This is a genomic window from Janthinobacterium sp. PSRC1-1 (assembly GCF_049897525.1).
In the GTDB taxonomy this organism is placed as follows: Bacteria; Pseudomonadota; Gammaproteobacteria; order Burkholderiales; family Burkholderiaceae_D; genus Janthinobacterium; species Janthinobacterium tructae.
Window position 1 is genome coordinate 76,800 of sequence record NZ_JAFCWK010000004.1, and the last position, 19,698, is coordinate 96,497.

Consider the following 19,698-nt stretch of genomic DNA (forward strand, 5'->3'; position numbering starts at 1 on the left):
CTCCTCTTGTTTTATTTGGTATTCAAGTGAACCGACATCGACTGCAAAAACTTAATGGGGGAAGGGCCAGAGTCTCAACTTTTCTTTCGCGATTTGCCACAGCCTGGCCAGGCCGTGTGGTTCGACGATCAGGAAGAAGATGATCAGCGCGCCGAACACCATCAGTTCCAGGTTCGAGGCCACGCTGGTCGGCAATGCCAGGCCGTGCGCGATGGTGTTCAGGAAGACGGGCAGCAGCACGATGAAGGCCGCGCCGAGGAAGGAGCCGAGAATGGAACCGACGCCGCCGATGATGATCATGAACAGGATGCGGAAGGACAGGTCCAGGTTGTACGCTTCCGGCTCCACCGTGCCCAGGTAGGCATACGCATACAGGGCGCCGGCCACGCCGCAGTAGAACGAGCTGACGGCAAAGGCCAGCAGCTTGGTGCGCATCAATCTGAAACCGATCACCTCGGCGGCCATGTCCATGTCGCGCACGGCCATCCACGAGCGGCCCACGTTCGAGCGGATCATGTTCTTGGCCAGCAGGGCCATGCCGGCGACGATGGCCAGCACCAGCAGGTATTTGCTTTGCGGCGTATCGAACTGGTAGCCGAGGATGGTCATCTTCTGCACCGTGATGACGCCCGAGGAGCTGTAGTTGGTCAGGTACGGGATCTTGGTCAGGCACCAGACGACGAAGAACTGCGTCGCCAGCGTCGACGCCGCCAGGTAAAAGCCGCGGATGCGCAGGGAGGGCAGGCCGAAGGCGATGCCCACCATGGCCGCGCACAGGCCACCGAGGATGAACGACACCAGCAGCGGCAGTCCCGGCAGGCGCGCCATGAAGTTATACGAGGCAAAGGCGCCCACGGCCATGAAGGCGGCCGTACCCAGCGACAGCTGGCCCGCGTAACCGGTCAATATGTTCAGACCCAGCGCTGCCAGCGCGAAGATCAGGAAGGGAATCAGGATCGCCGACAGCATGTAGGGCGAGGCAAAATACGGCAGCAGGAAGACGGCGACAAGCAGCGTGGCCGTCAGCGCCAGGCGGTCTTGCCTGATCGGGAAAATCTGGTTGTCAGCCTGGTAGCTGGTCTTGAATTGTCCTGCTTCACGGTAAATCATGGCGTGTCCTTTACTGGCTGTTGGGGTGTTTGTCGGATTACGCCTTCTGCTAATCCGACCTACGATGCTCTTGGGGCCTTATATTCGCCGGATGATCTTCTCGCCGAACAGGCCTTCCGGGCGCACCAGCAGGAACAGCAGGGCCAGCACATACGGGAACCAGCCTTCGATGCCGCCGCCCACCATGGGGCCGAGGTAGACTTCGGCCAGCTTTTCCGACGCGCCGATGATCAGGCCACCGACGATGGCGCCGGGCACTGAGGTAAAGCCGCCGAGGATCAGCACCGGCAAGGCTTTCAGGGCGATGAAGGTGAGGGCGAACTGCACCCCGTTGCGCGCGCCCCACAGCAAGCCGGCTACCATGGCCACCAGGCCCGCCACGCCCCACACCACGGCCCAGATGCGCTGCAGCGGAATGCCCACCGCCAGCGCCGCCTGGTGGTCGTCGGCGACGGCGCGCAGGGCGCGGCCCACCTTGGTTTTCGAAAACAGCAGGGCCAGGCAAATCACCAGCAGCGCGCAGATGCCGGCCGCCACCACATCGAACTGCGAGATGATGATATTGAAATGCTCCATCAGGAAGGGCATCGGTACGTCTTCGATGGGCAGGTCCAGTTTGTGCACTTGCGAGCCCCACATCAGCTGCGCCAGGCCTTCGATGAAAAAGGTCAGGCCGATGGTGGCCATGAAGAGCGTGATTTCCGGCTGGTTGACGAGCGGGCGCAAGACCACCCTTTCAATCGCCATGCCCAGTACGATCATCGTCACCATCGTCAATGGAATGGCCAGCCACAGCGACAGGCCGAACTTGTCCATGATGCCGACGCAGGTGAGGGCGGCGAAAAACACCATCGCTCCCTGCGCAAAATTGAACACGCCCGAGGCCTTGTAGATCAGCACGAAACCGATCGCCACCAGCGCGTACATGACGCCCGACAGCAGACCGCCGATCAGCACTTCAAAGAAAAAATTGATATTCATTGCTATCCCTCGTCTAGTGCGCCACGCCTAAGTAGGCATTGATGACATCCTGGTTGCTGCGCACCTCGTCGGGCGTGCCGTCGCCGATCTTCTTGCCGTAGTCGAGTACCACCACGCGGTCGGAGATATCCATCACCACGCCCATGTCGTGCTCGATCAGCACGATGGTCGTGCCCAGCTGGTCGTTGACGTCGAGGATGAAGCGGCACATGTCCTGCTTTTCTTCCACGTTCATGCCGGCCATCGGTTCATCGAGCAGCAAAATTTCCGGTTCGGCCACCAGCGCGCGGCCCAGTTCCACGCGCTTTTGCAAGCCGTAGGGCAGGCGCCCCACGGGTGTCTTGCGGATGGCCTGGATTTCCAGGAAGTCGATGATCTCTTCGGCCTTCTTGCGGTGCTCGATTTCCTCGCGCCGCGCCGGGCCCCAGTACAGGGCTTGCAAGAGAAAATTCGACTTCATCTTCAGGTTGCGTCCTGTCATGATGTTGTCCAGCACCGTCATGCCCTTGAACAGGGCGATGTTCTGGAAGGTGCGCGCGATGCCGGACTTGGCAGCCGCGTAGCAGTCCATGCCGCGCCGGTGTTCGCCCCGGTAGATGATCTCGCCCTGCTGCGGGCGGTACACGCCATTGATCACGTTCAGCATCGAGCTCTTGCCGGCGCCGTTCGGGCCGATGATGGCGCGGATTTCATGCTGTTTGACGTCAAACGAGATGTCGGTCAGCGCTTTCACGCCGCCGAACGACAGCGAGATGTTCTTCAGGTCGAGGATCACGGGACCCGTCTTGCGGGCCGTGCCGAAATGGGCGTCGGGTTCGTTCATTTGCATCGTGCTGTGCTCCATCATGCGGCCAAGCCCTGGGGCCGATACGTTTTGCTGTCCCAGATCTGCAGGTCGGCGCTGGTTGAACCGGTGCGGCCATCCTCGAATTTCACCTGGGTCTCGATGTATTGCGTTGCCTTGCCCTCATACAGGGCGGAAATGAGCACCGCGTATTTTTCGGCGATGAATTTTCGGCGCACCTTGCGCGTGCGCGTCAGTTCGTCGTCATCCGGGTCGAGTTCCTTGTGCAGCACGAGGAAGCGGTGGATCTGCGTGCGGTCCATCAGCGGATCGGTCGCCAGTTCCGCGTTGACCTGCTCGATGCAGTCGCGGATCAAGCCGTAGGTTTCGGTGCGCGCCGCCAGGTCGGTATAGCCGGCATACGCGATGCCGCGCCGCTCCGACCAGTTGCCCACCGCTTCGATATCGATGTTGATGAAGGCGCACACCTGGTCGCGCGCATGGCCGAAGGCCACCACTTCCTTGATGAAGGGGAAAAACTTGAGCTTGTTCTCGATGTAATTGGGCGCGAAGATGGCGCCGCACGTCAGCTTGCCGACGTCGGCTGCGCGGTCGATGATTTTCAGGTGGCCTTCGCTGTCGAACACGCCCGCGTCGCCCGTATGAAAGTAGCCGTCGGCATCGATCACTTCGGCGGTGGCATCGGGACGCTTGAAGTAGCCGCTCATGGTGGCCGGCGACTTCACCAGCACTTCGCCATTGGCCGCCAGTTTGACTTCCACGCCCGGTGCCGGCAGGCCCACGCTGTCGAACTTGATATTGCCGTCCGGTTGCAGACACACATAGGCGCAGGTTTCGGTCGAGCCGTACAACTGCTTGAGATTGACGCCGATGGAACGGTAGAAGCGGAACAGGTCGGGGCCGATGGCGGCGCCGGCCGTGTAGGCGACGCGCACCCGCGACAGTCCCAGCACGTTTTTCAGGGGACCGTAGACCAGCAGCTCGCCCAGCTTGTAGCTGAGGCGATCGGCCAGCGACACGGGCTTGCCATCCAAAATCTGCGCGCCGCAGCGCTTGGCCACGTCCATGAAATGGCTGAACATGTGGCGCTTGATGCTGCTGGCGTCTTCCATGCGTATCATCACGCTGGTGAGCATGTTTTCGAACACGCGCGGCGGCGCGAAGTAGCACGTCGGGCCGATTTCGCGCATGTCGATCATCACCGTGTCGCCCGATTCCGGGCAGTTGACGGTGAAGCCGGCCACCATGGCCTGCGCCAGCGAAAACAGGCAGTCGCCGACCCATGCCATGGGCAGGTAGGACAGGATGTCTTCCTCGTCGGTGAGCTTGTCGAAGGCCACGCCGCCAACGCCTGCGGCCAGCAGCGCCGTGTGGCTCTGGCATACGCCCTTCGGTTTACCCGTGGTGCCCGAGGTGTACAGGATGACGGCCGAGTCGCTGCCCTGGCCCGCCGCCACGGCGGCATCATAAAAGCCCGGATGCTCGCGGTCGTAGGCCCGGCCCAGCACCTGCAGGGCGGCAAAGGACATCAGCTCCGGCTGGCGGTAATGGCGCATGCCCCGTTCATCGTCGTAGGCGATGTGGGCGATGTGCGGATACAGGGCCTTGAGTTCGAGCAGCTTGTCGACCTGCTCCTGGTCTTCGACGATGGCGTAGCGGATTTCCGCATCCTGCAGCACATAGGCCATGTCGGCGGCCGGCGCGTCCTGATACAGTGGCACGGGCACGCCGCCCAGGCTTTGCGCGGCCAGCATGGCCCAGTACAGGCGGGGACGGTTGTCGCCGATGATGGCCAGGTTCATGCCGCGCTGAAAGCCGATGGCGGCCAGGCCGCAGGCCAGCGCGCGCACCTCGTCGTTGACCTGGGACCAGGTCCAGGTTTGCCAGATACCCAGGTGTTTTTCGCGAAAGGCGGGCTTGTCGGATCGTACTGTCCCGTGTTGCAATAAGCGCCGCGGAAAAGTCGGCATCGTTGCTGTGGTAGTCGTTTGCACCAGTGTCTCCCTGTTGCTTGTCTCAGGCTCCACCTCGTTGGATGGCGCTCTGTGTTTTTATGTATAAGGCGTTTGTGCAATGATAGTAGCCTGCGTTAGTTTGCCGAGTTGTCTTTTCGGGGACATTTACCCACTTTTCGATGGTGCATCGCACAATGACCTACCCTGATATCAGTTTGAAGGATGCCGTGCGCGCGGCCAACTGGGCGCAGCTGCTCGATCCCGTGCAAATGGCCCGCGTCGAGGCGGACGTGTTTGAAACCTTCGTGCCGAAAGGCGGCTTTGTCTGCCGCAAGGGCGAGCCGGTGGACAACTGGATCGGTGTCATCAGCGGCATGGTCAAGATGAATAATTTTTCCGCCTCCGGCAAGGCCATGACCTTCATCGGCGTGCCGCCCGGCAGCTGGTTTGGCGAAGGCTCGCTGCTGAAAAGGGAAATCCGCAAATACGACACCATGGCGCTGCGCGACACGCGCGTGGCGCGCCTGCCCGGCGCCACCTTTCACTGGCTGTTGGAAACGAGCTTGCCATTTACGCGTTTCTTGCTGATGCAGCTCAATGAGCGCCTGGGCCAGTTCATCGGCATGGTGGAAAACGAGCGCCTGCTGGACTTGAACACGCGCGTGGCGCGCTGCCTGGCCTCGATGTTCAACTCGCACCTGTACCCTGGCGTCGATACGCTGGTGCAGCTGTCGCAGGAAGAGATCGGCCTGTTGTCCGGTTCTTCGCGCCAGCGCGCCAACCAGGCCTTGCAGGTGCTGGAAAAGAAAGGCTTGCTGCGCCTCGATTATGGCGGCATCCGCGTGCTGGACCTGGAAGGCTTGCGCCGCTACGAGGCCGATGATGGCGAGTGATGCTTCGATGGCCGACGTGCGGGATCTGACGGAGCAGCACTATCAATCGTTCCTGCAGGCGCGCCTGGCCGGCGCCAAGGCGCTGGCGCGGCTCGATGCGGCCATGCTGGCACGGCATGCCCTGCTGCCCATGCCGATGACCCTGCGCGAACTGGCCTTGCTGCCGCAGCTGCGCGACGCCTCGCTGCTGGCGCTGGCCAGCTCGCCGCACAGCGCTCACTGGAGCCGCGACGACATCGGCGACACGGACCCCGCGCAGGTGCTGGCCGACGACGCGGCGTATGCCGATTTTTCACGCCGTATCCTGGAAGAGGCGGCGCGCCACCTCGAAGCCATTCATGCCGGCCAGCTGCCGTATGTGGCCGATGCGGCCTTCGCCACGGCCGATACCGGCATCCTGGCGCGTGCCGCGCGGGTGGCGTCCTATCGCGATGACGGCTGGTTCGCGCCCGTCATCGCCACCTTGCTGCCGCAAGCGTGCGTGGCGCCCGGCACGGCCAACAGCGCGCCGTCGCAATCGCTGGCCATGGCCCTGGGCCATGGGGTGGAAACCATCCCCACGCAGGCAAGCCTGGAAGCCCTGCGCACGGCGCTGGACCAGGTGCGCCACGCGGGCATTCGTAAAAAACTCGAACGCAACCTGAAACCGGCGGAAAAGGCGTTGCGGGCGCGCAGTGCCTTGGCCGGGCTAATCGCGGTATCATAGGCGCTTCCCAGCACCGCTCTTTTCGGCCCCATGCAGACACCTGACCAATCCACTCCCGCCTCCCGTTTGTCGCAACTGCGCAGCGCCATGCGCGCGCAGCACATCGACGCCTGCATCGTGCCCTCGGCCGACCCGCACCTGTCCGAATACCTGCCGGCGCGCTGGCAGGGCCGCGAGTGGCTGTCGGGCTTTACGGGATCGGTCGGCACCCTGGTCGTGACGCAGGAGTTTGCCGGCGTGTGGACCGATGGCCGCTACTGGGAGCAGGCGGAAACGGAACTGGCCGGCAGCGGCATCGTCCTGAAGAAAATCCCGTCCGGCGCCAGCGTGCTGTATATCGACTGGCTGGGCGAGACCATGCAGCCGGGGCAGACGGTAGCCGTCGATGGCGCCGTGCTGGGCCTGGCCAATGCGCGCCTGCTGCAGCAGGCGCTCGGTGCACAAGTCACTCTGCGCACCGATACCGATGTGCTGCAAGCCGTGTGGCCGGAGCGCCCGGCCATGCCCGCCGCGCCCGTGGTGGAACACGCGGCGGCGTATCCATCGCTGTCGCGTATTGAAAAACTGGCGGCCCTGCGCGCCAGCATGGCGGCGCACGGCGCCAGCCACCACGTCATTTCTACCCTCGACGATATCGCCTGGCTGTTCAACCTGCGCGGCGCCGACGTCAGTTACAACCCCGTCTTCCTCGCGCATGCGCTGGTGGGGCCGGGGCGCGCCACCCTGTTCGTCGCCGACGGCAAGCTGCCCGCTATCCTGCGCGCTACCCTGGAAAGCGAAGGCGTGGACGTGGCCGCGTATGACCGCACGGCGGCCGCGCTGGCCGCGCTGCCGGCTGGCGCCACCTTGCTGCTGGACCCGCGCCGCATCACGTTCGGCACGCGCCAGGCCGTGGCCGAGGGCGTGCGGGTGGTCGAATCGATCAATCCCACCACCCTGGCCAAGTCGCGCAAGTCGGAGAGCGAAGCGGCGCACGTGCGCGCCGCCATGGAGCAGGATGGCGCCGCGCTGTGCGAATTTTTCAGCTGGCTGGACGCCACCCTGGCCGATCCGCAGCACGCACCGTTGACGGAAATCGGCGTCGACGAACACCTGACGGCCGCGCGCGCCCGCCGCGCGAACTTTGTCAGCCCCAGTTTCGGCACCATCGCCGGCTTCAATGCGCATGGCGCCATCATGCATTACCACGCCCATGCGGGTAGCGAGGCCACCATCGAAGGCGACGGCTTGCTGCTGATCGATTCGGGCGGCCAGTACCTGGGCGGGACCACGGATATCACGCGCGTGGTCCCCGTCGGCACGATCACCGCTGAGCACAAGCGCGATTTCACGCTGGTCTTGCGCAGCATGATCGCCCTGTCGCGCGCGCAGTTCCCGCGCGGCGTGAAGTCGCCCATGCTCGATGCGATTGCCCGCGCACCGCTGTGGGCCGAGGGCATCGACTTTGGCCACGGCACGGGCCACGGCGTGGGATTTTTCCTGAATGTCCATGAAGGCCCGCAATCGATTTCCCAGTCGGCCATGCCGGAGCCGCAGACGGCCATGGAGATCGGCATGATCACCTCCATCGAACCGGGCATTTATCGCCCTGGCCAGTGGGGCATCCGCCTCGAGAATCTGGTGCTGAACGTTCCCGCAGGGACGACGCCCTTCGGTGACTTCCTGCGCTTCGAAACATTGACCCTGTGCCCGATCGATACGCGCTGCGTCGAGCGCTCGCTGTTGCGCGACGACGAGGCGGCCTGGCTCAACGACTACCACGCCACCGTGCGTGCGCGCCTCGCGCCGCTGTTGGCTGCGCCGGCCGATGCGCCTGCGCTGGCGTGGCTGGAACAGCGCACGGGAGCCATCTGATGCGATCGACCCGCGCCACGTCCGCCATCGAGCGGCTCAAGGAACGCACCGGCCACCGCCTCTACACGATGGCGCGCACGGGCGATGAACTGTTTTTTCTCACCGAGGGACCGGGCTTGCCGCCTCTGTGCCCGCCGCTGGAACTCGATGCCTTTGTCGCCTTCGTCAATGGCCTGGGACCGCAAAAGGCGCGCCGCGTCAGCAAGCTCGATGTGGCGTTTGAAAAGCAGCTGACGAAAAAGCCCTAGATGCCGACCATCGACTTCCTGCGCGCGTATTGGTCGCCGGCCGAGCTGGCAACGAATGGCGTGATTCTGCTGAACCTGTTGGGCGCGTTGCTGCTGGGCTTGCTGGTGGGTTATGAGCGCTCGTATCACGGGCGCGCCGCCGGCATGCGCACGTATGGCCTGGTCTGCATGGCTTCGGCCGCGCTGACGGTGCTGGGCGGCTATCCGGAGTTCTGGTATGGCGGCCATGGCACCATTGTCGGCAGCGACCCGACGCGTATCATCCAGGGTATCGTCACGGGCGTGGGTTTCCTCGGCGCCGGCGTCATCATGCGCGAAGGCTTCAATATCAGCGGCTTGACGACGGCCGCCTCGATCTGGGCCTCGTCCGTGATCGGCATCATGGTCGGCATCGGCTTTTATCTGTCGGCCATGGGCCTGGCCTTCATGTGCGCGATGGCGATGATTTTTCTGTCAAAATTGGAGAACTGGCTGCCGTCGCGCCACGCAGTGGCCATCACCATGCGCTTCAAGCAAGGCTTTGTCCCGCGCGAAGATGCGCTGCGGCGCATGGCTGCCAAGCGCGGCTACGACATCGCCGGCGGCTCGCTGACCATCGGCAGCACCGACGGCATGCAGGAATGGCGCTTTGTCGCCATCGCGCATGGCAAGAACACGGGTGCCAGCCTGTCGGCCATGTCGGCCGAACTGGCCGCCTTCGAAGGCATCGCCGGCTTCCAGCTGTCGCACGCACGCAACTGAAAAGGATGGACATGGATGCTCAGGCTCAAGACGTACTCGATTTCTGGTTCCTGCCGCCGGATAACCGTGACTACGGCCAGGCGCGCGGGGAATGGTTCCGCAAGGACGACGCCTTCGACGCGCACATACGCGCGCGTTTCGGCACGCTGATCGATGCCGCCATCGAGGGCGGCTTGCGCGCGTGGGAGGCGACGCCGCACGGCGCGCTGGCGCGCCTCATCGTGCTCGATCAATTCACGCGCAATGTCTATCGGGGCACACCGCGCGCCTTTGCCGGCGACGCCCAGGCGCTGGCGCTGGCCGTCGCCTTGACGCAGGCGGGGCAGGACCAGCAATTACCACCGATGCTGCGCGCCTTCGCCTACCTGCCGTTCGAACATGCGGAAGACCTGGCCATGCAGGCGCGCGCCGTCGAATTGTTCCAGCTGCTGTCGCAGGCGCAGCCCGGCTTTGACGGCATGCTCGATTATGCGCAGCGGCACCAGGAAGTCATCGCCCGCTTTGGCCGCTTCCCGCACCGTAATGCCATGCTCGGCCGGCCTTCCACGCCGGAAGAAGTGGAATTTTTGCGCCAGCCGGGATCGAGTTTTTAGAACATCATCATGAATGTCACTTTGAATATCATCGGCGCCGGCCATGTGGGCCGCGTGCTGGGCCGTTTGTTCGCCGGCGTGGACGGGATCGTGGTGCAGGATGTGCTGACGCGCTCGATCGCCTCGGCGCAGGCGGCCGTCGCTTTCATCGGCGCCGGCACGCCCGTCGCCAGCTATGCGGCCCTGCGCCACGCCGATGTCACCCTGCTGGCCGTCTCCGACGACCAGATCGGCCCGGCCTGCGCGGCGCTGGTGGCCGAGGGACGCCAGGCGGGCGCCATCGTGTTTCACTGCAGCGGCGCGCTGGCGTCGAACGTGCTGCTGGCGGCAACGCAGGCCGGTGCGTCGGTGGCCAGCGCCCATCCGATCCGCAGCTTTGCCGACCCGCAGCAGGTGGCCGCCACCTTTGACGGCACGTTTTGCGGCGTCGAAGGCGATCCGCTGGCGCTGGCCTTCCTCACGCCGGCCTTGCATGCCATCGGCGCGCGCCCCGTGCCCATCGACCCGGCCGCCAAGACCCTGTATCACGCCGCTGCCGTGTTTGCCAGCAATTACCTGGTGACCGTGCTCGACGCCGCCCTGCGCGCCTACCAGGCGGCCGGCATTGCCGAGCCGGTGGCGCGCGAGCTGGCCCAGCCTTTGGTGACGGAAGCGGTGGCCAATGTGTTTCGCCTGGGCGCCGCGCCCGCGCTGTCCGGCCCCATCGCACGGGGCGACTCGGCCACCGTGCAACGCCAGCAGCAGGCGGTGCAAAGCTGGGATGCCGCCACGGGGGAGTTGTACCGGGCGCTGGTGGCGCCCACGCAAGACTTGGCCAGGCGCAAGCACGGGGGATGAATCAGGCGGCGTGCACGCCGTTGCGTCCCTGCTGTTTCGCCTGGTACAGAGCGCTGTCGGCGCGTGAAAAGAAGGCTGACTCGCTTTCGTCGCGCCGGTATTCGGCCACGCCCAGGCTGATCGTCACCGGTAGCTGCGGCGCGGGCAGACCGAAATCGTGCTGCTCGACGGCGGCGCGCAGGTTTTCCGCCACGTCCATCGCCTGCGCCAGGCTGCAGTTATTCAGCAGCACCAGGTATTCCTCGCCGCCCCAGCGCGTGATGACGTCGCTTTCGCGCACGCTGGCGCGCGCCACGTCCGCCACGCCACGGATGACCTGGTCGCCCCACAGGTGGCCGTGGGTATCGTTGACGCGCTTGAAGAAATCGATGTCGAACAGGATGGCCGACATCGGCTGCTCGTTGCGTTTGGACAAGAGCATGGCGCGCTGGAACAGCAATTCCAGCGATTGGCGGTTCAGCAAGCCCGTCAGCGCATCGGTCGAGGCGATGCGTTCGATGCGGCGCTGGTAGCGGTTCACCGTCAACAGGGTCAGCAGCAATACCAGCAGGGTGACGCCAAAGCTGATGGCCAGATTCAGGATGAACACGCCCTGCAGCGACTTGACTTCGTCGCTGACATTCTGCTCGACCACCAGATACCAGCCCAGCTCGGGAATGAAACGCGAGTTGACGAGGATTTGCGCACGGCCCAGCTGGTACGACAGGTGCGTCGGTGCGCTCTGGTGGTTGATGATCTGGTCGGCAATGCTGTTCACGCCAGGCAAATTGCGGATGTTGCCGTGCCCCTCGCGCATGGTCTTGCCCGCCAGTACCAGGGCGCCGGCGCCGTCGACAAAGTAGATGTTGCGGTGGAAGCGCGCCTGATAGCGGTCGATGATGTGGCTCATGGTGTCCAGGGTCAGGCCGATGCCCGTGGCGCCGATGAACTGGCCATCGTAATCATAAACGCGGTGGTTGATGAAGATGGTCATACTGTCGCGGTTGGCCATGTCGACGTCGACATTGGTTTCATAATCGGTGCTGTCCATGGCGCGCACGCGGTAGTACCAGAGGTCGCGCGTCGCTTCCGGGCTGACGGATTTCAGCGTGCCTTCAGCATAATAATATTTGCTGCTCTTGTCCGAGACGAGAAAGCTGGTGATGGCGCCGTATTTCTTCTTGACCTCGGCCAGGTAGCGCACGATCTGCGCCGGGTTGCTTTCGCCAGCGAGTATCCAGTCGCGCACGAAGGTGTCGTGCGCCATCAGCGACGAGATGAAGACGGGGCGCAGCATGTCCTTCTGGATTTCCGAGTAAATGTTGTCGCCCGTCAGCGGCAAGGTCTGGTCGGCGATACCATGCTCGATGGCCTGGCGCGAGGCCAGGTAGCTGGCCAGGCTGGTGGCCATGAAGCCCGCCCCCAGGATCAGGGTCAGGAGGATGAGCAGGCGGTACTTGATCGACAGAAGGCGCATGGAGACGTGGAAGTGGCAGGCGGGAAGGCAATCTTTACGCAAGCCAAAAGTATGCAGCAGGCCAGGTATTGGCGCAATGATAACTGGCTTTATTGATAATTTGCGCTGGTATCCGCGACAAGATAACCACGACTTACCAAATAAAAGTGCCGATTTGTCGACAAAGATGCAAATTAGCAATAAGATTTGACGATGGGAATCAATGCGCACCGCCCCTGTCTTGCCGTCCGTTTCAGGCGCAGGACACCACGCGCAGGGAGTGTAGTATGTTATTTTTAAAGAGTACGTCTGTCAGCAAGGCCTCCGGCATTTATGAGGTCGACATCGCCGCCAAACCACCGGGCAAGACCTTTGGCATTTTCCTCGCCACCGATCCCGATCATCCACCGCATGCCTTGCTGGGACAATTGAAGGTGCTCGGCTACGAGAACACCTATAGTTCGCCCTACCTGCACAAGGATGGGGGCAAGGTGCTGGATCTGCATTTCCAGAAGGATGGCACGGATATCTTCAAGGGCTGGAAAACCGAGGAGTGCACACTCAACCTGGCGGCCATCACGGTCCTGTTCGAGGAGCACGGCATCACCATCGCGCCAAGGGTCATGTCGATGGCGGAAGCCTACGCTTAATTTGCTTCAACCCGCCTCCACACCAATGTGATACAGCGCCCACGGGCAGCTGGCGAAACGTTCGGCCAGGGGCAGTGCCGCCACGGCCGCGATGCGGTCGGCATCGTGGATCGCCCATAGCGGCCCCAGGCCGCCGAGCGCCATCGCCTGCCCGTCGAGGTGGGTGGCGACAATAAAGCGCTGCGCGCGCGCCTGTGCCACGGTCAGCGCCGCCGCATAGCCATCCACGGCGCGCAGCAGCAGGCGCACATCATCGTCCTCCGGGGCGCCCGCCGCCTTCAAGACATCGACCAGCAGCGGCCCGCGCAGGGCATGCGCCTTGCCGTCGTATTCCAGGGTGGGGTGGATGGTGCGTGCCGGCAAGTTCGCCAGCGCCGCAAAGTCGAATGCCCGCGCCCGCTCAAAACTGATTTTCTGCTTGTGCATCATCTGGTCGCGCACGGCGTCGAACGGACCCCGGTTGGGTTTGGCGATGCTGCCAGTGATGGTCAGCAAGGCCGGACCGCGCAGGCCGGCGGGCGCGGCCCGGGCGATGGCGGGCAGGGCGCTGGCCGCCATGGCGGCGGCGAGAAACTGGCGTTTGCGCATGCACTTCTCCTGTTCGTCTGAAATTTCAATTGCGCTTAAGTCTATCTTAAGTTCGCTCAACGGTGCGCATTTTACGCTTATTGTCAGTTTGGAATGTCTGCTTACATCTTGTCACAGTTCTTACGGAATGGAGAAAGACGTAGCTTTTTTCGGCTGTTATTGTGTAGTCATCGCACTTCGCTGAACTGCGAATCCAGGCACAAGTCTACGAACATTCACTATTTGAGAGAGAACATGATGAAAAAGAAAATCCTGTTTGCAATGATCGCTTCCGTTACCGCATTCACCGGCATGAGCGCCGCGCACGCTGAAGGCGCCTATGTGGGTGCCGGCGTCACGGGCAACCGCTACAATTTTGATATTCCTGGCGCTACCAGCGCCGATAATCACAGCGGCTACAAGGCCGGTGCCAAGATCTTCGCCGGTTACGATTTCGATAAAACCTGGGCGGTCGAGGGCGGCTATGCCGATTTCGGCAGCAAGGATTACAGCTATGTCACCAGCACCGGCAACGGTTCCGTGAAAAGCGATTCGCACGGCTACTACCTGGCCGGCAAGGCCAGCATGCCGGTGAGCGAGAAAGTCGGCGTGTTCGGCAAGCTCGGTGTGGCCAAGGTCAAGAATAGCCTGAGCGGCACGGGTCTGTCGACCGGCATCAGCGGCAACGACAAGACGGGCGTGTACGCTTCCGTCGGCGCCCAGTACGCGATCAACGAGAAAGTCTCGCTGACGGCGGAAGTGGAGCACTTCGGCAAGAGCGCCGACCAGGGCCGCAAGGCTACCGGCCTCGCTTTAGGCGCACGCTACAATTTCTAATGACTTAGAAATGTGCTGAAAAAAAAGGCAGTTACCGCGAGGTAACTGCCTTTTTGCATTGCTGCACCCGATTTATACGCTGAGCGGTTTGTAGCGGATACGTTTTGGTTTCGCGCCTTCGTCACCGAGGCGTTTCTTCTTGTCGGCTTCGTATTCCTGATAGTTGCCGTCAAAGAAGGTGACCTGCGAATCGCCTTCGAATGCCAGGATGTGCGTGGCGATACGGTCGAGGAACCAGCGATCATGCGAAATGACCATCACGCTGCCGGCAAATTCCAGCAAGGCGTCTTCCAGCGCGCGCAGGGTTTCCACGTCCAGATCGTTCGACGGTTCATCGAGCAGCAGGACGTTGCCGCCCATCAGCAGGGTTTTTGCCAGGTGCAGACGGCCACGTTCACCGCCGGACAGATTGCCGACGATTTTTTGCTGGTCGCCGCCCTTGAAGTTGAAGCGGCCCAGGTAGGCGCGCGACGGCATTTCGAAGCGGCCGACCGTCAACATGTCGGCGCCGCCGCACACGTCCTGGAAGACGGTCTTGCTGTCCGACAGCGAGTCGCCGCGATTCTGGTCGACGATGGACACGCGCGCCGTCTGGCCGATGGCCACTTCGCCGCTGTCCGGCTGTTCCTTGCCGGTAATCATCTTGAACAGGGTCGACTTACCGGCGCCGTTGGGGCCGATGATGCCGACGATGGCGCCTGGCGGTACGGTAAAACTCAGGTTATCGATCAGCAAACGGTCGCCGAATGCTTTCGACACGTTCTTGAACTCGATGACGTCATTGCCCAGGCGTTCGGCCACGGGAATGAAGATTTCCTGCGTTTCGTTGCGCTTCTGGTATTCGTGCTCGGACAGCTCGTTGAAGCGGGCCAGGCGGGCTTTCGACTTGGCCTGGCGCGCTTTCGGGTTCTGGCGCGACCATTCCAATTCCTTCTGCAGCGCCTTCTGGCGCGCCGATTCCGTCGATTCTTCCTGTTTCAGGCGGGCTTGCTTCTGCTCCAGCCAGGTCGAGTAGTTACCCTTCCATGGAATGCCGCTGCCGCGGTCCAGCTCCAGGATCCACTCGGCCGCGTTGTCGAGGAAGTAGCGGTCATGGGTGATGGCCACCACGGTGCCGGGGAAGCGCAGCAGGAATTGTTCCAGCCAGTCGACCGATTCCGCATCCAGATGGTTGGTCGGCTCGTCGAGCAGCAGCATGTCGGGCTTGGACAGCAACAGCTTGCACAGCGCCACGCGGCGTTTTTCACCGCCGGACAGCACGCCGATGCTGGCATCCCAGGGCGGCAGGCGCAGCGCGTCGGCGGCCATTTCCAGCTGCAAATTCAAATTGCCGCCGTCGGAAGTCGAGATGATCGCTTCCAGGCGTGCCTGTTCCGTGGCCAGGGCGTCGAAATCGGCGTCTTCCTCGGCATACGCGGCGTACACGGCTTCCAGCTTGGCTTGCGCTTCAAATACCTCGCCCAGGCCCGATTCGACTTCCTGGCGCACGGTTTTTTCCGGGTCCAGCTGCGGTTCCTGCGGCAGGTAGCCGATGTTCAGGCCCGGCATCGGCACGGCTTCGCCCTGGATGTCGGTATCGATGCCGGCCATGATTTTCAGCAGGGTCGATTTGCCGGAGCCGTTCAGGCCCAGCACGCCGATCTTCGCGCCGGGGAAGAAGGAGAGGGAAATATCTTTCAGAATCTGGCGCTTGGGCGGGACGATTTTGCCCACGCGATTCATGGTGTAGACGTAATTTGCCATTAGAAATCTCGGGTGATATACAAAGACGGACAGGATACGGTAAACGCCCGCTTCCGGCCAGCGCTGCGCGCTGCGGAAACGGACGCTAGGCGGTGGCGCGCGCGCGGCGGCTGTTCCACAGCCCTTCGGCCGCATACAGGCCCAGCGCCGTCCAGATGACCAGGAAGCCCAGCATGCGTTCGGGCGTGAACGATTCGTGGAAGACCCACACGCCGATCAGCAGCTGGCCCGTGGGGGCGATGTATTGTAATAAGCCCAGCACGGCCAGCGGCAGGCGGCGCGCGCCGGCGGCAAACAGCAGCAGGGGGATGGCCGTGATGGGGCCGGACGCCAGCAGCAGCGCGCGCGTGGCGGACGAGTCAGTATTGACGAAGCCGCTCTGGCCGTGCCAGGCCAGCCACAGCATGTAGGCCAGCGCCAGCGGAAACAAAATCAAGGTTTCGAAGGACAGGCCTTCCAGCGCACCGAGCGCGGCCGTCTTGCGCAGCAAGCCATAGCCGCCGAAGGTGGCCGCCAGCAGCAGGGCGATCCACGGCACTTGCCCCGCCTGCCAGGTGAGCCAGGCCACGCCGCAGGCGGCCAGGCCGATGGCCAGCCACTGCAGGCGGCGCAAGCGCTCGTGCAGCAGCATAAAGCCCAGCATGACATTGATCAGGGGCGTAATGAAGTAGCCGAGGCTGGCGTCGACCACGTGGCCGTTGTTGACAGCCCAGATATAAATGAACCAGTTGGCGGATAGCAAAAACGCACTGGCGACGAAGCCGGCCACGACCCTGGGCTGCGCTTTCAGGCTGCCCAGCCAGCTCCACTGGCGGCGCACGGTCAGCACGATGCCTAGAAACAACAGCGACCAGACCATGCGGTGCGCCAGAATTTCCTGTGGTGCGATCTCGCCGATGGCATGGAAATACAGGGGAAACAGGCCCCAGCACAGGAAGGCGAGGGAGGCGTACAACATGCCTGGATTCATGATGGGGTTCGCTGGAGAGTAGACAGTCTGTCATTATGGCTGAAAACATCGGGGGCTGCCCGGCGCCGCTGGCGAGGCGTAGAATGGCAACAAATCAATGGCCGCAAGCCCGCGCAGCAAGGCGGAGCGGTACAAAACCACGACTTTGGGGCAGCTGCGGAACCATGCAAAAATACTCTTGCTATTTGCTAATACCTATCATATTGTGCGATGCAACAAAACAAAAACGGGTGCAATCTTGACGTCGGAACATAAAAAAAGCAGCCTGGTCGGCTTGACACTGGCTGCGGTCGGCATCGTCTACGGCGATATCGGCACCAGTCCGCTGTACACCCTGAAGACGGTCTTTGACCCGGCCCACGGGCTGTCTGTCACGCATAACAACCTGCTGGGTATCGTTTCGCTGATCTTCTGGGGCCTGACCCTGATCGTTTCGCTGAAATACGTGACCCTGGTGCTGCGTGCCGACAACCGCGGCGAGGGCGGCATCATGGCCCTGATGGCGCTGGTGCTGTCGTCCGTCAGCAAGTCTTCACGCTGGCATGTGCCGCTGATGGTGATCGGCGTGTTTGGCGCCACCCTGTTCTATGGCGACAGCGTGATCACGCCGGCCATTTCGGTGCTGTCGGCGATCGAAGGTCTGGAAGTGGCCACGCCTGCCTTCAGCCCGTATGTGGTGTGGCTGACGATCGCCGTGCTGGTGGCGCTGTATTCGGTGCAGTCGCACGGTACGGCCGGCATCGGCCGTTTCTTCGCTCCCATCATGCTGATATGGTTTGTCGCGCTCGCCTGTATGGGCGTGCTCAATATCATCAAGTCGCCAGCCATCCTGGCCGCCGTCAATCCGCTGCACGCGGTGGCTTTCCTGCTGGACAATGGCCGCATCGCCTTCCTGTCGCTGGGCGCCGTGGTGCTGGCACTGACGGGCGCCGAGGCGCTGTACGCGGACATGGGCCACTTCGGCAAGAAGCCGATCCGCATGGCCTGGTTCCTGATCGCCTTTCCCGCGCTGGCGCTGAACTACCTGGGCCAGGGCGGCTTGCTGCTGGCGCACCCGGAAGCCATTTCCAATCCGTTCTACCAGCAGCTGGGCGCCTGGAGCGTGTATCCGCTGGTGATTTTGTCGACCATGGCCACCGTGATCGCTTCGCAGGCGACCATCTCCGGCACCTTCTCGATGACCAAGCAAGCCATCGCGCTGGGCTTCTTGCCGCGCATGCGCGTGCGCCACACGTCGGAAAGCGAAATCGGCCAGATTTACATTCCTGCCGTGAACTGGCTGCAGCTGGCCGTCGTACTGCTGGCCGTCGTTGGTTTTGGCTCGTCGGAAAAGCTGGCCGCCGCCTACGGCATCGCCGTCACCGCCACCATGCTGTCCACCACGATCCTGACCTTCTTCGTCATCCGCTACCGCTGGAAGATGAATTTGCTGCTGTGCTGGGCCGCCACGGGCTTCTTCCTGTTCATCGATGTGAACCTGTTCGCGGCCAGTTCCCTGAAACTGTTCCACGGCGGCTGGTTCCCGCTGTTGCTGGGCGCCGTCCTGTTCATCATCATGCTGACCTGGAAACGGGGCCGCCAGCTGGTGTTCCAGAACCTGGAAAAGCACGCGATCCCGCTCAACGAATTCCTCTCGTCGCTGTTCATCGCGCCGCCGCTGCGCGTGCCCGGCACGGCCATCTTCCTGCGCGGCGAAACGGATGGCGTGCCGCATGCGCTGCTGCATAACTTGCTGCATAACAAGGTGCTGCATGAGCGCGTCATTTTCCTCACCGTCTTCATGCATGAAGAGCCGTGGGTGTTGCCATCCGAGCGCGTGCGCGTGGTGGAACTGGGCCACCAGTGCTATCAGGTCAATGTGCATTACGGCTTCAAGGATGAACCGGACATTCCGGCGGCGCTGGCGCAATGCGCCGAGCAGGGACTCGATTTCGAGATGATGGAAACGTCGTTCTTCATCGCGCGCCAGACCATCATCTCGACGCCGGGGGCCGGCATGATGCCATGGCGCGAGCACCTGTTCGTCACCATGTCGCGCAATGCGCGCACGGCGGCCGACTACTATCAGATCCCGAGCAACCGGGTGATCGAACTGGGTACGCAGGTGGAAATCTAGATATTTTGACAATGTTGTTTCGACGCAGCATTTAACGCCGGGCTTACGTCTGCTTACAAATGGGCCCGGCGACACCTGTTAAACTCCAGCCCGTACCGGTCCGCACCGTACGGGCTCCAGTCACACACCAATATTTAAAGGGAAACCATGAAATCGGTATTTCAATTGATCGCCACGCTCGCTTGTGCCGTGGCCCTGACCGCCTGCGGCGCCGCCGCCAACACGGAAAAGCCGGTCGTGCTCGACCCGAATACGCAAGTGAAAGAACTGGTCATTACCAATCCGGTGGTCGGCACCGGCACGGAGGCGGTCGCGGGCGATACCCTGAAGGTGCTTTACACGGGCTGGCTGTATGACGCAAGCAAGCCTGACAACAAGGGCAAGCAGTTCGATTCGAACCAGACAGGAGCCGGTTTTGACTTCGTTCTGGGCAGCGGCACGGTTATCGTGGGCTGGGACCGCGGCCTGCTCGGCATGAAGGTCGGCGGCACCCGTATCCTGTCGATTCCGTATACCCTGGGTTATGGCGAAAGGGGGGCGTCGTCGATTCCCGCCTACGCGGGCTTGCTGTTTGAAGTCAAGCTGATCGGCGTGGAGAAAAAGAAGTAGGCACGCGCAGGGGAGCCAATACCAAGGGCGATTCCACGGAATCGCCCT

19 protein-coding genes are annotated in these 19,698 nt (G+C 62.6%); 11 read left to right on the forward strand and 8 right to left on the reverse strand.

Translation table 11 applies throughout. From position 1 onward, the window contains the following. Window positions 1-51: 51 nt before the first annotated feature. The 4 genes from ACP7DW_RS09660 to ACP7DW_RS09675 form a co-directional block, all read right to left on the reverse strand. Window positions 52-1,110, reverse strand: a complete 1,059-nt coding sequence (locus ACP7DW_RS09660) for a branched-chain amino acid ABC transporter permease (RefSeq protein WP_034752817.1) — start codon at window positions 1,108-1,110, stop codon at window positions 52-54. A 78-nt stretch (window positions 1,111-1,188) separates the two neighbouring features. Continuing rightward, entirely contained in the window at window positions 1,189-2,085 is an 897-nt protein-coding gene (locus ACP7DW_RS09665) for a branched-chain amino acid ABC transporter permease (RefSeq protein ID WP_180287991.1), read from the reverse strand. A gap of 19 nt (window positions 2,086-2,104) precedes the next feature. Continuing rightward, window positions 2,105-2,920, reverse strand: coding sequence for an ABC transporter ATP-binding protein (locus ACP7DW_RS09670; protein WP_029496076.1), 816 nt, complete (start codon window positions 2,918-2,920; stop codon window positions 2,105-2,107). 14 nt (window positions 2,921-2,934) lie between these two features. Next, on the reverse strand, window positions 2,935-4,866 hold the full coding sequence (locus ACP7DW_RS09675) for an AMP-binding protein (protein WP_426055140.1): 1,932 nt from the start codon (window positions 4,864-4,866) through the stop codon (window positions 2,935-2,937). 179 nt (window positions 4,867-5,045) lie between these two features. Between ACP7DW_RS09675 and ACP7DW_RS09680 the strand changes: the two genes are divergently transcribed. Genes ACP7DW_RS09680 through ACP7DW_RS09710 form a run of 7 tightly spaced genes read left to right on the forward strand, consistent with a single transcriptional unit; the run spans window position 5,046 to window position 10,723 of the window. Further along, a complete protein-coding gene (locus tag ACP7DW_RS09680) occupies window positions 5,046-5,744 on the forward strand; it encodes a Crp/Fnr family transcriptional regulator (protein WP_071079960.1) in 699 nt (232 codons plus the stop codon). Beyond that, a complete protein-coding gene (locus ACP7DW_RS09685; protein ID WP_426055139.1) occupies window positions 5,731-6,450 on the forward strand; it encodes a hypothetical protein in 720 nt (239 codons plus the stop codon). Before ACP7DW_RS09680 ends, ACP7DW_RS09685 begins: the two co-directional genes overlap by 14 nt. A 30-nt stretch (window positions 6,451-6,480) precedes the next feature. Next, window positions 6,481-8,304 (forward strand): aminopeptidase P family protein, encoded by a 1,824-nt coding sequence (locus ACP7DW_RS09690; RefSeq protein WP_426055138.1) that lies wholly within the window; start codon window positions 6,481-6,483, stop codon window positions 8,302-8,304. After that, window positions 8,304-8,552 carry a hypothetical protein gene (locus tag ACP7DW_RS09695; RefSeq protein WP_071079957.1) on the forward strand — a complete coding sequence of 83 codons (249 nt, stop codon included), beginning with the start codon at window positions 8,304-8,306 and terminating at the stop codon, window positions 8,550-8,552. The genes ACP7DW_RS09690 and ACP7DW_RS09695 overlap by 1 nt, the downstream gene beginning before the upstream one ends. Then, a complete protein-coding gene (locus tag ACP7DW_RS09700) occupies window positions 8,553-9,293 on the forward strand; it encodes an MgtC/SapB family protein (protein ID WP_071079956.1) in 741 nt (246 codons plus the stop codon). A 5-nt stretch (window positions 9,294-9,298) separates the two neighbouring features. After that, entirely contained in the window at window positions 9,299-9,886 is a 588-nt protein-coding gene (locus ACP7DW_RS09705; protein ID WP_426055137.1) for a DUF924 family protein, read from the forward strand. Between the two features lie 9 nt (window positions 9,887-9,895). Continuing rightward, window positions 9,896-10,723 carry a Rossmann-like and DUF2520 domain-containing protein gene (locus tag ACP7DW_RS09710; protein ID WP_426055136.1) on the forward strand — a complete coding sequence of 276 codons (828 nt, stop codon included), beginning with the start codon at window positions 9,896-9,898 and terminating at the stop codon, window positions 10,721-10,723. 1 nt (window position 10,724) lies between these two features. Here ACP7DW_RS09710 and ACP7DW_RS09715 read toward each other — a convergent pair whose 3' ends face one another. Beyond that, window positions 10,725-12,179, reverse strand: a complete 1,455-nt coding sequence (locus ACP7DW_RS09715; RefSeq protein WP_426055135.1) for a sensor domain-containing diguanylate cyclase — start codon at window positions 12,177-12,179, stop codon at window positions 10,725-10,727. A gap of 266 nt (window positions 12,180-12,445) precedes the next feature. On the opposite strand from ACP7DW_RS09715, the gene ACP7DW_RS09720 reads away from it, so the two are divergent. Beyond that, window positions 12,446-12,808, forward strand: coding sequence for a hypothetical protein (locus tag ACP7DW_RS09720; protein WP_099761106.1), 363 nt, complete (start codon window positions 12,446-12,448; stop codon window positions 12,806-12,808). Window positions 12,809-12,814: 6 nt separating this feature from the next. Here ACP7DW_RS09720 and ACP7DW_RS09725 read toward each other — a convergent pair whose 3' ends face one another. Further along, window positions 12,815-13,396: a molybdopterin-dependent oxidoreductase gene (locus ACP7DW_RS09725; protein WP_426055134.1), complete on the reverse strand. Its 582-nt coding sequence runs from the start codon at window positions 13,394-13,396 to the stop codon at window positions 12,815-12,817. Between the two features lie 234 nt (window positions 13,397-13,630). Between ACP7DW_RS09725 and ACP7DW_RS09730 the strand changes: the two genes are divergently transcribed. Continuing rightward, complete coding sequence (locus ACP7DW_RS09730; RefSeq protein ID WP_426055133.1) at window positions 13,631-14,212, forward strand: porin family protein; 582 nt, start codon at window positions 13,631-13,633, stop codon at window positions 14,210-14,212. A gap of 72 nt (window positions 14,213-14,284) precedes the next feature. Here ACP7DW_RS09730 and ettA read toward each other — a convergent pair whose 3' ends face one another. Together ettA and rarD are read right to left on the reverse strand one after the other, a co-directional pair. Next, window positions 14,285-15,955, reverse strand: a complete 1,671-nt coding sequence (gene ettA, locus ACP7DW_RS09735; RefSeq protein WP_099761103.1) for an energy-dependent translational throttle protein EttA — start codon at window positions 15,953-15,955, stop codon at window positions 14,285-14,287. 85 nt (window positions 15,956-16,040) lie between these two features. Next, a complete protein-coding gene (rarD, locus tag ACP7DW_RS09740) occupies window positions 16,041-16,925 on the reverse strand; it encodes an EamA family transporter RarD (RefSeq protein WP_426055132.1) in 885 nt (294 codons plus the stop codon). A gap of 238 nt (window positions 16,926-17,163) precedes the next feature. On the opposite strand from rarD, the gene ACP7DW_RS09745 reads away from it, so the two are divergent. Together ACP7DW_RS09745 and ACP7DW_RS09750 are read left to right on the forward strand one after the other, a co-directional pair. Then, window positions 17,164-19,041, forward strand: coding sequence for a potassium transporter Kup (locus ACP7DW_RS09745; RefSeq protein WP_426055131.1), 1,878 nt, complete (start codon window positions 17,164-17,166; stop codon window positions 19,039-19,041). Between the two features lie 147 nt (window positions 19,042-19,188). Next, a complete protein-coding gene (locus ACP7DW_RS09750) occupies window positions 19,189-19,650 on the forward strand; it encodes an FKBP-type peptidyl-prolyl cis-trans isomerase (RefSeq protein ID WP_426055130.1) in 462 nt (153 codons plus the stop codon). Window positions 19,651-19,698: the final 48 nt, after the last annotated feature.

Coding starts and splice junctions, on each gene's coding strand:
- ACP7DW_RS09670 (WP_029496076.1), bottom strand. CDS start 2,920: ATGCAAATGAACGAACCCGACGCCCATTTCGGCACGGCCCGCAAGACG.
- rarD (WP_426055132.1), bottom strand. CDS start 16,925: ATGAATCCAGGCATGTTGTACGCCTCCCTCGCCTTCCTGTGCTGGGGC.
- ACP7DW_RS09730 (WP_426055133.1), top strand. CDS start 13,631: ATGATGAAAAAGAAAATCCTGTTTGCAATGATCGCTTCCGTTACCGCA.
- ACP7DW_RS09715 (WP_426055135.1), bottom strand. CDS start 12,179: ATGCGCCTTCTGTCGATCAAGTACCGCCTGCTCATCCTCCTGACCCTG.
- ACP7DW_RS09660 (WP_034752817.1), bottom strand. CDS start 1,110: ATGATTTACCGTGAAGCAGGACAATTCAAGACCAGCTACCAGGCTGAC.
- ACP7DW_RS09705 (WP_426055137.1), top strand. CDS start 9,299: ATGGACATGGATGCTCAGGCTCAAGACGTACTCGATTTCTGGTTCCTG.
- ACP7DW_RS09720 (WP_099761106.1), top strand. CDS start 12,446: ATGTTATTTTTAAAGAGTACGTCTGTCAGCAAGGCCTCCGGCATTTAT.
- ACP7DW_RS09710 (WP_426055136.1), top strand. CDS start 9,896: ATGAATGTCACTTTGAATATCATCGGCGCCGGCCATGTGGGCCGCGTG.
- ACP7DW_RS09680 (WP_071079960.1), top strand. CDS start 5,046: ATGACCTACCCTGATATCAGTTTGAAGGATGCCGTGCGCGCGGCCAAC.
- ACP7DW_RS09695 (WP_071079957.1), top strand. CDS start 8,304: ATGCGATCGACCCGCGCCACGTCCGCCATCGAGCGGCTCAAGGAACGC.
- ACP7DW_RS09685 (WP_426055139.1), top strand. CDS start 5,731: ATGATGGCGAGTGATGCTTCGATGGCCGACGTGCGGGATCTGACGGAG.
- ACP7DW_RS09750 (WP_426055130.1), top strand. CDS start 19,189: ATGAAATCGGTATTTCAATTGATCGCCACGCTCGCTTGTGCCGTGGCC.
- ACP7DW_RS09675 (WP_426055140.1), bottom strand. CDS start 4,866: ATGCCGACTTTTCCGCGGCGCTTATTGCAACACGGGACAGTACGATCC.
- ACP7DW_RS09725 (WP_426055134.1), bottom strand. CDS start 13,396: ATGCGCAAACGCCAGTTTCTCGCCGCCGCCATGGCGGCCAGCGCCCTG.
- ettA (WP_099761103.1), bottom strand. CDS start 15,955: ATGGCAAATTACGTCTACACCATGAATCGCGTGGGCAAAATCGTCCCG.
- ACP7DW_RS09690 (WP_426055138.1), top strand. CDS start 6,481: ATGCAGACACCTGACCAATCCACTCCCGCCTCCCGTTTGTCGCAACTG.
- ACP7DW_RS09700 (WP_071079956.1), top strand. CDS start 8,553: ATGCCGACCATCGACTTCCTGCGCGCGTATTGGTCGCCGGCCGAGCTG.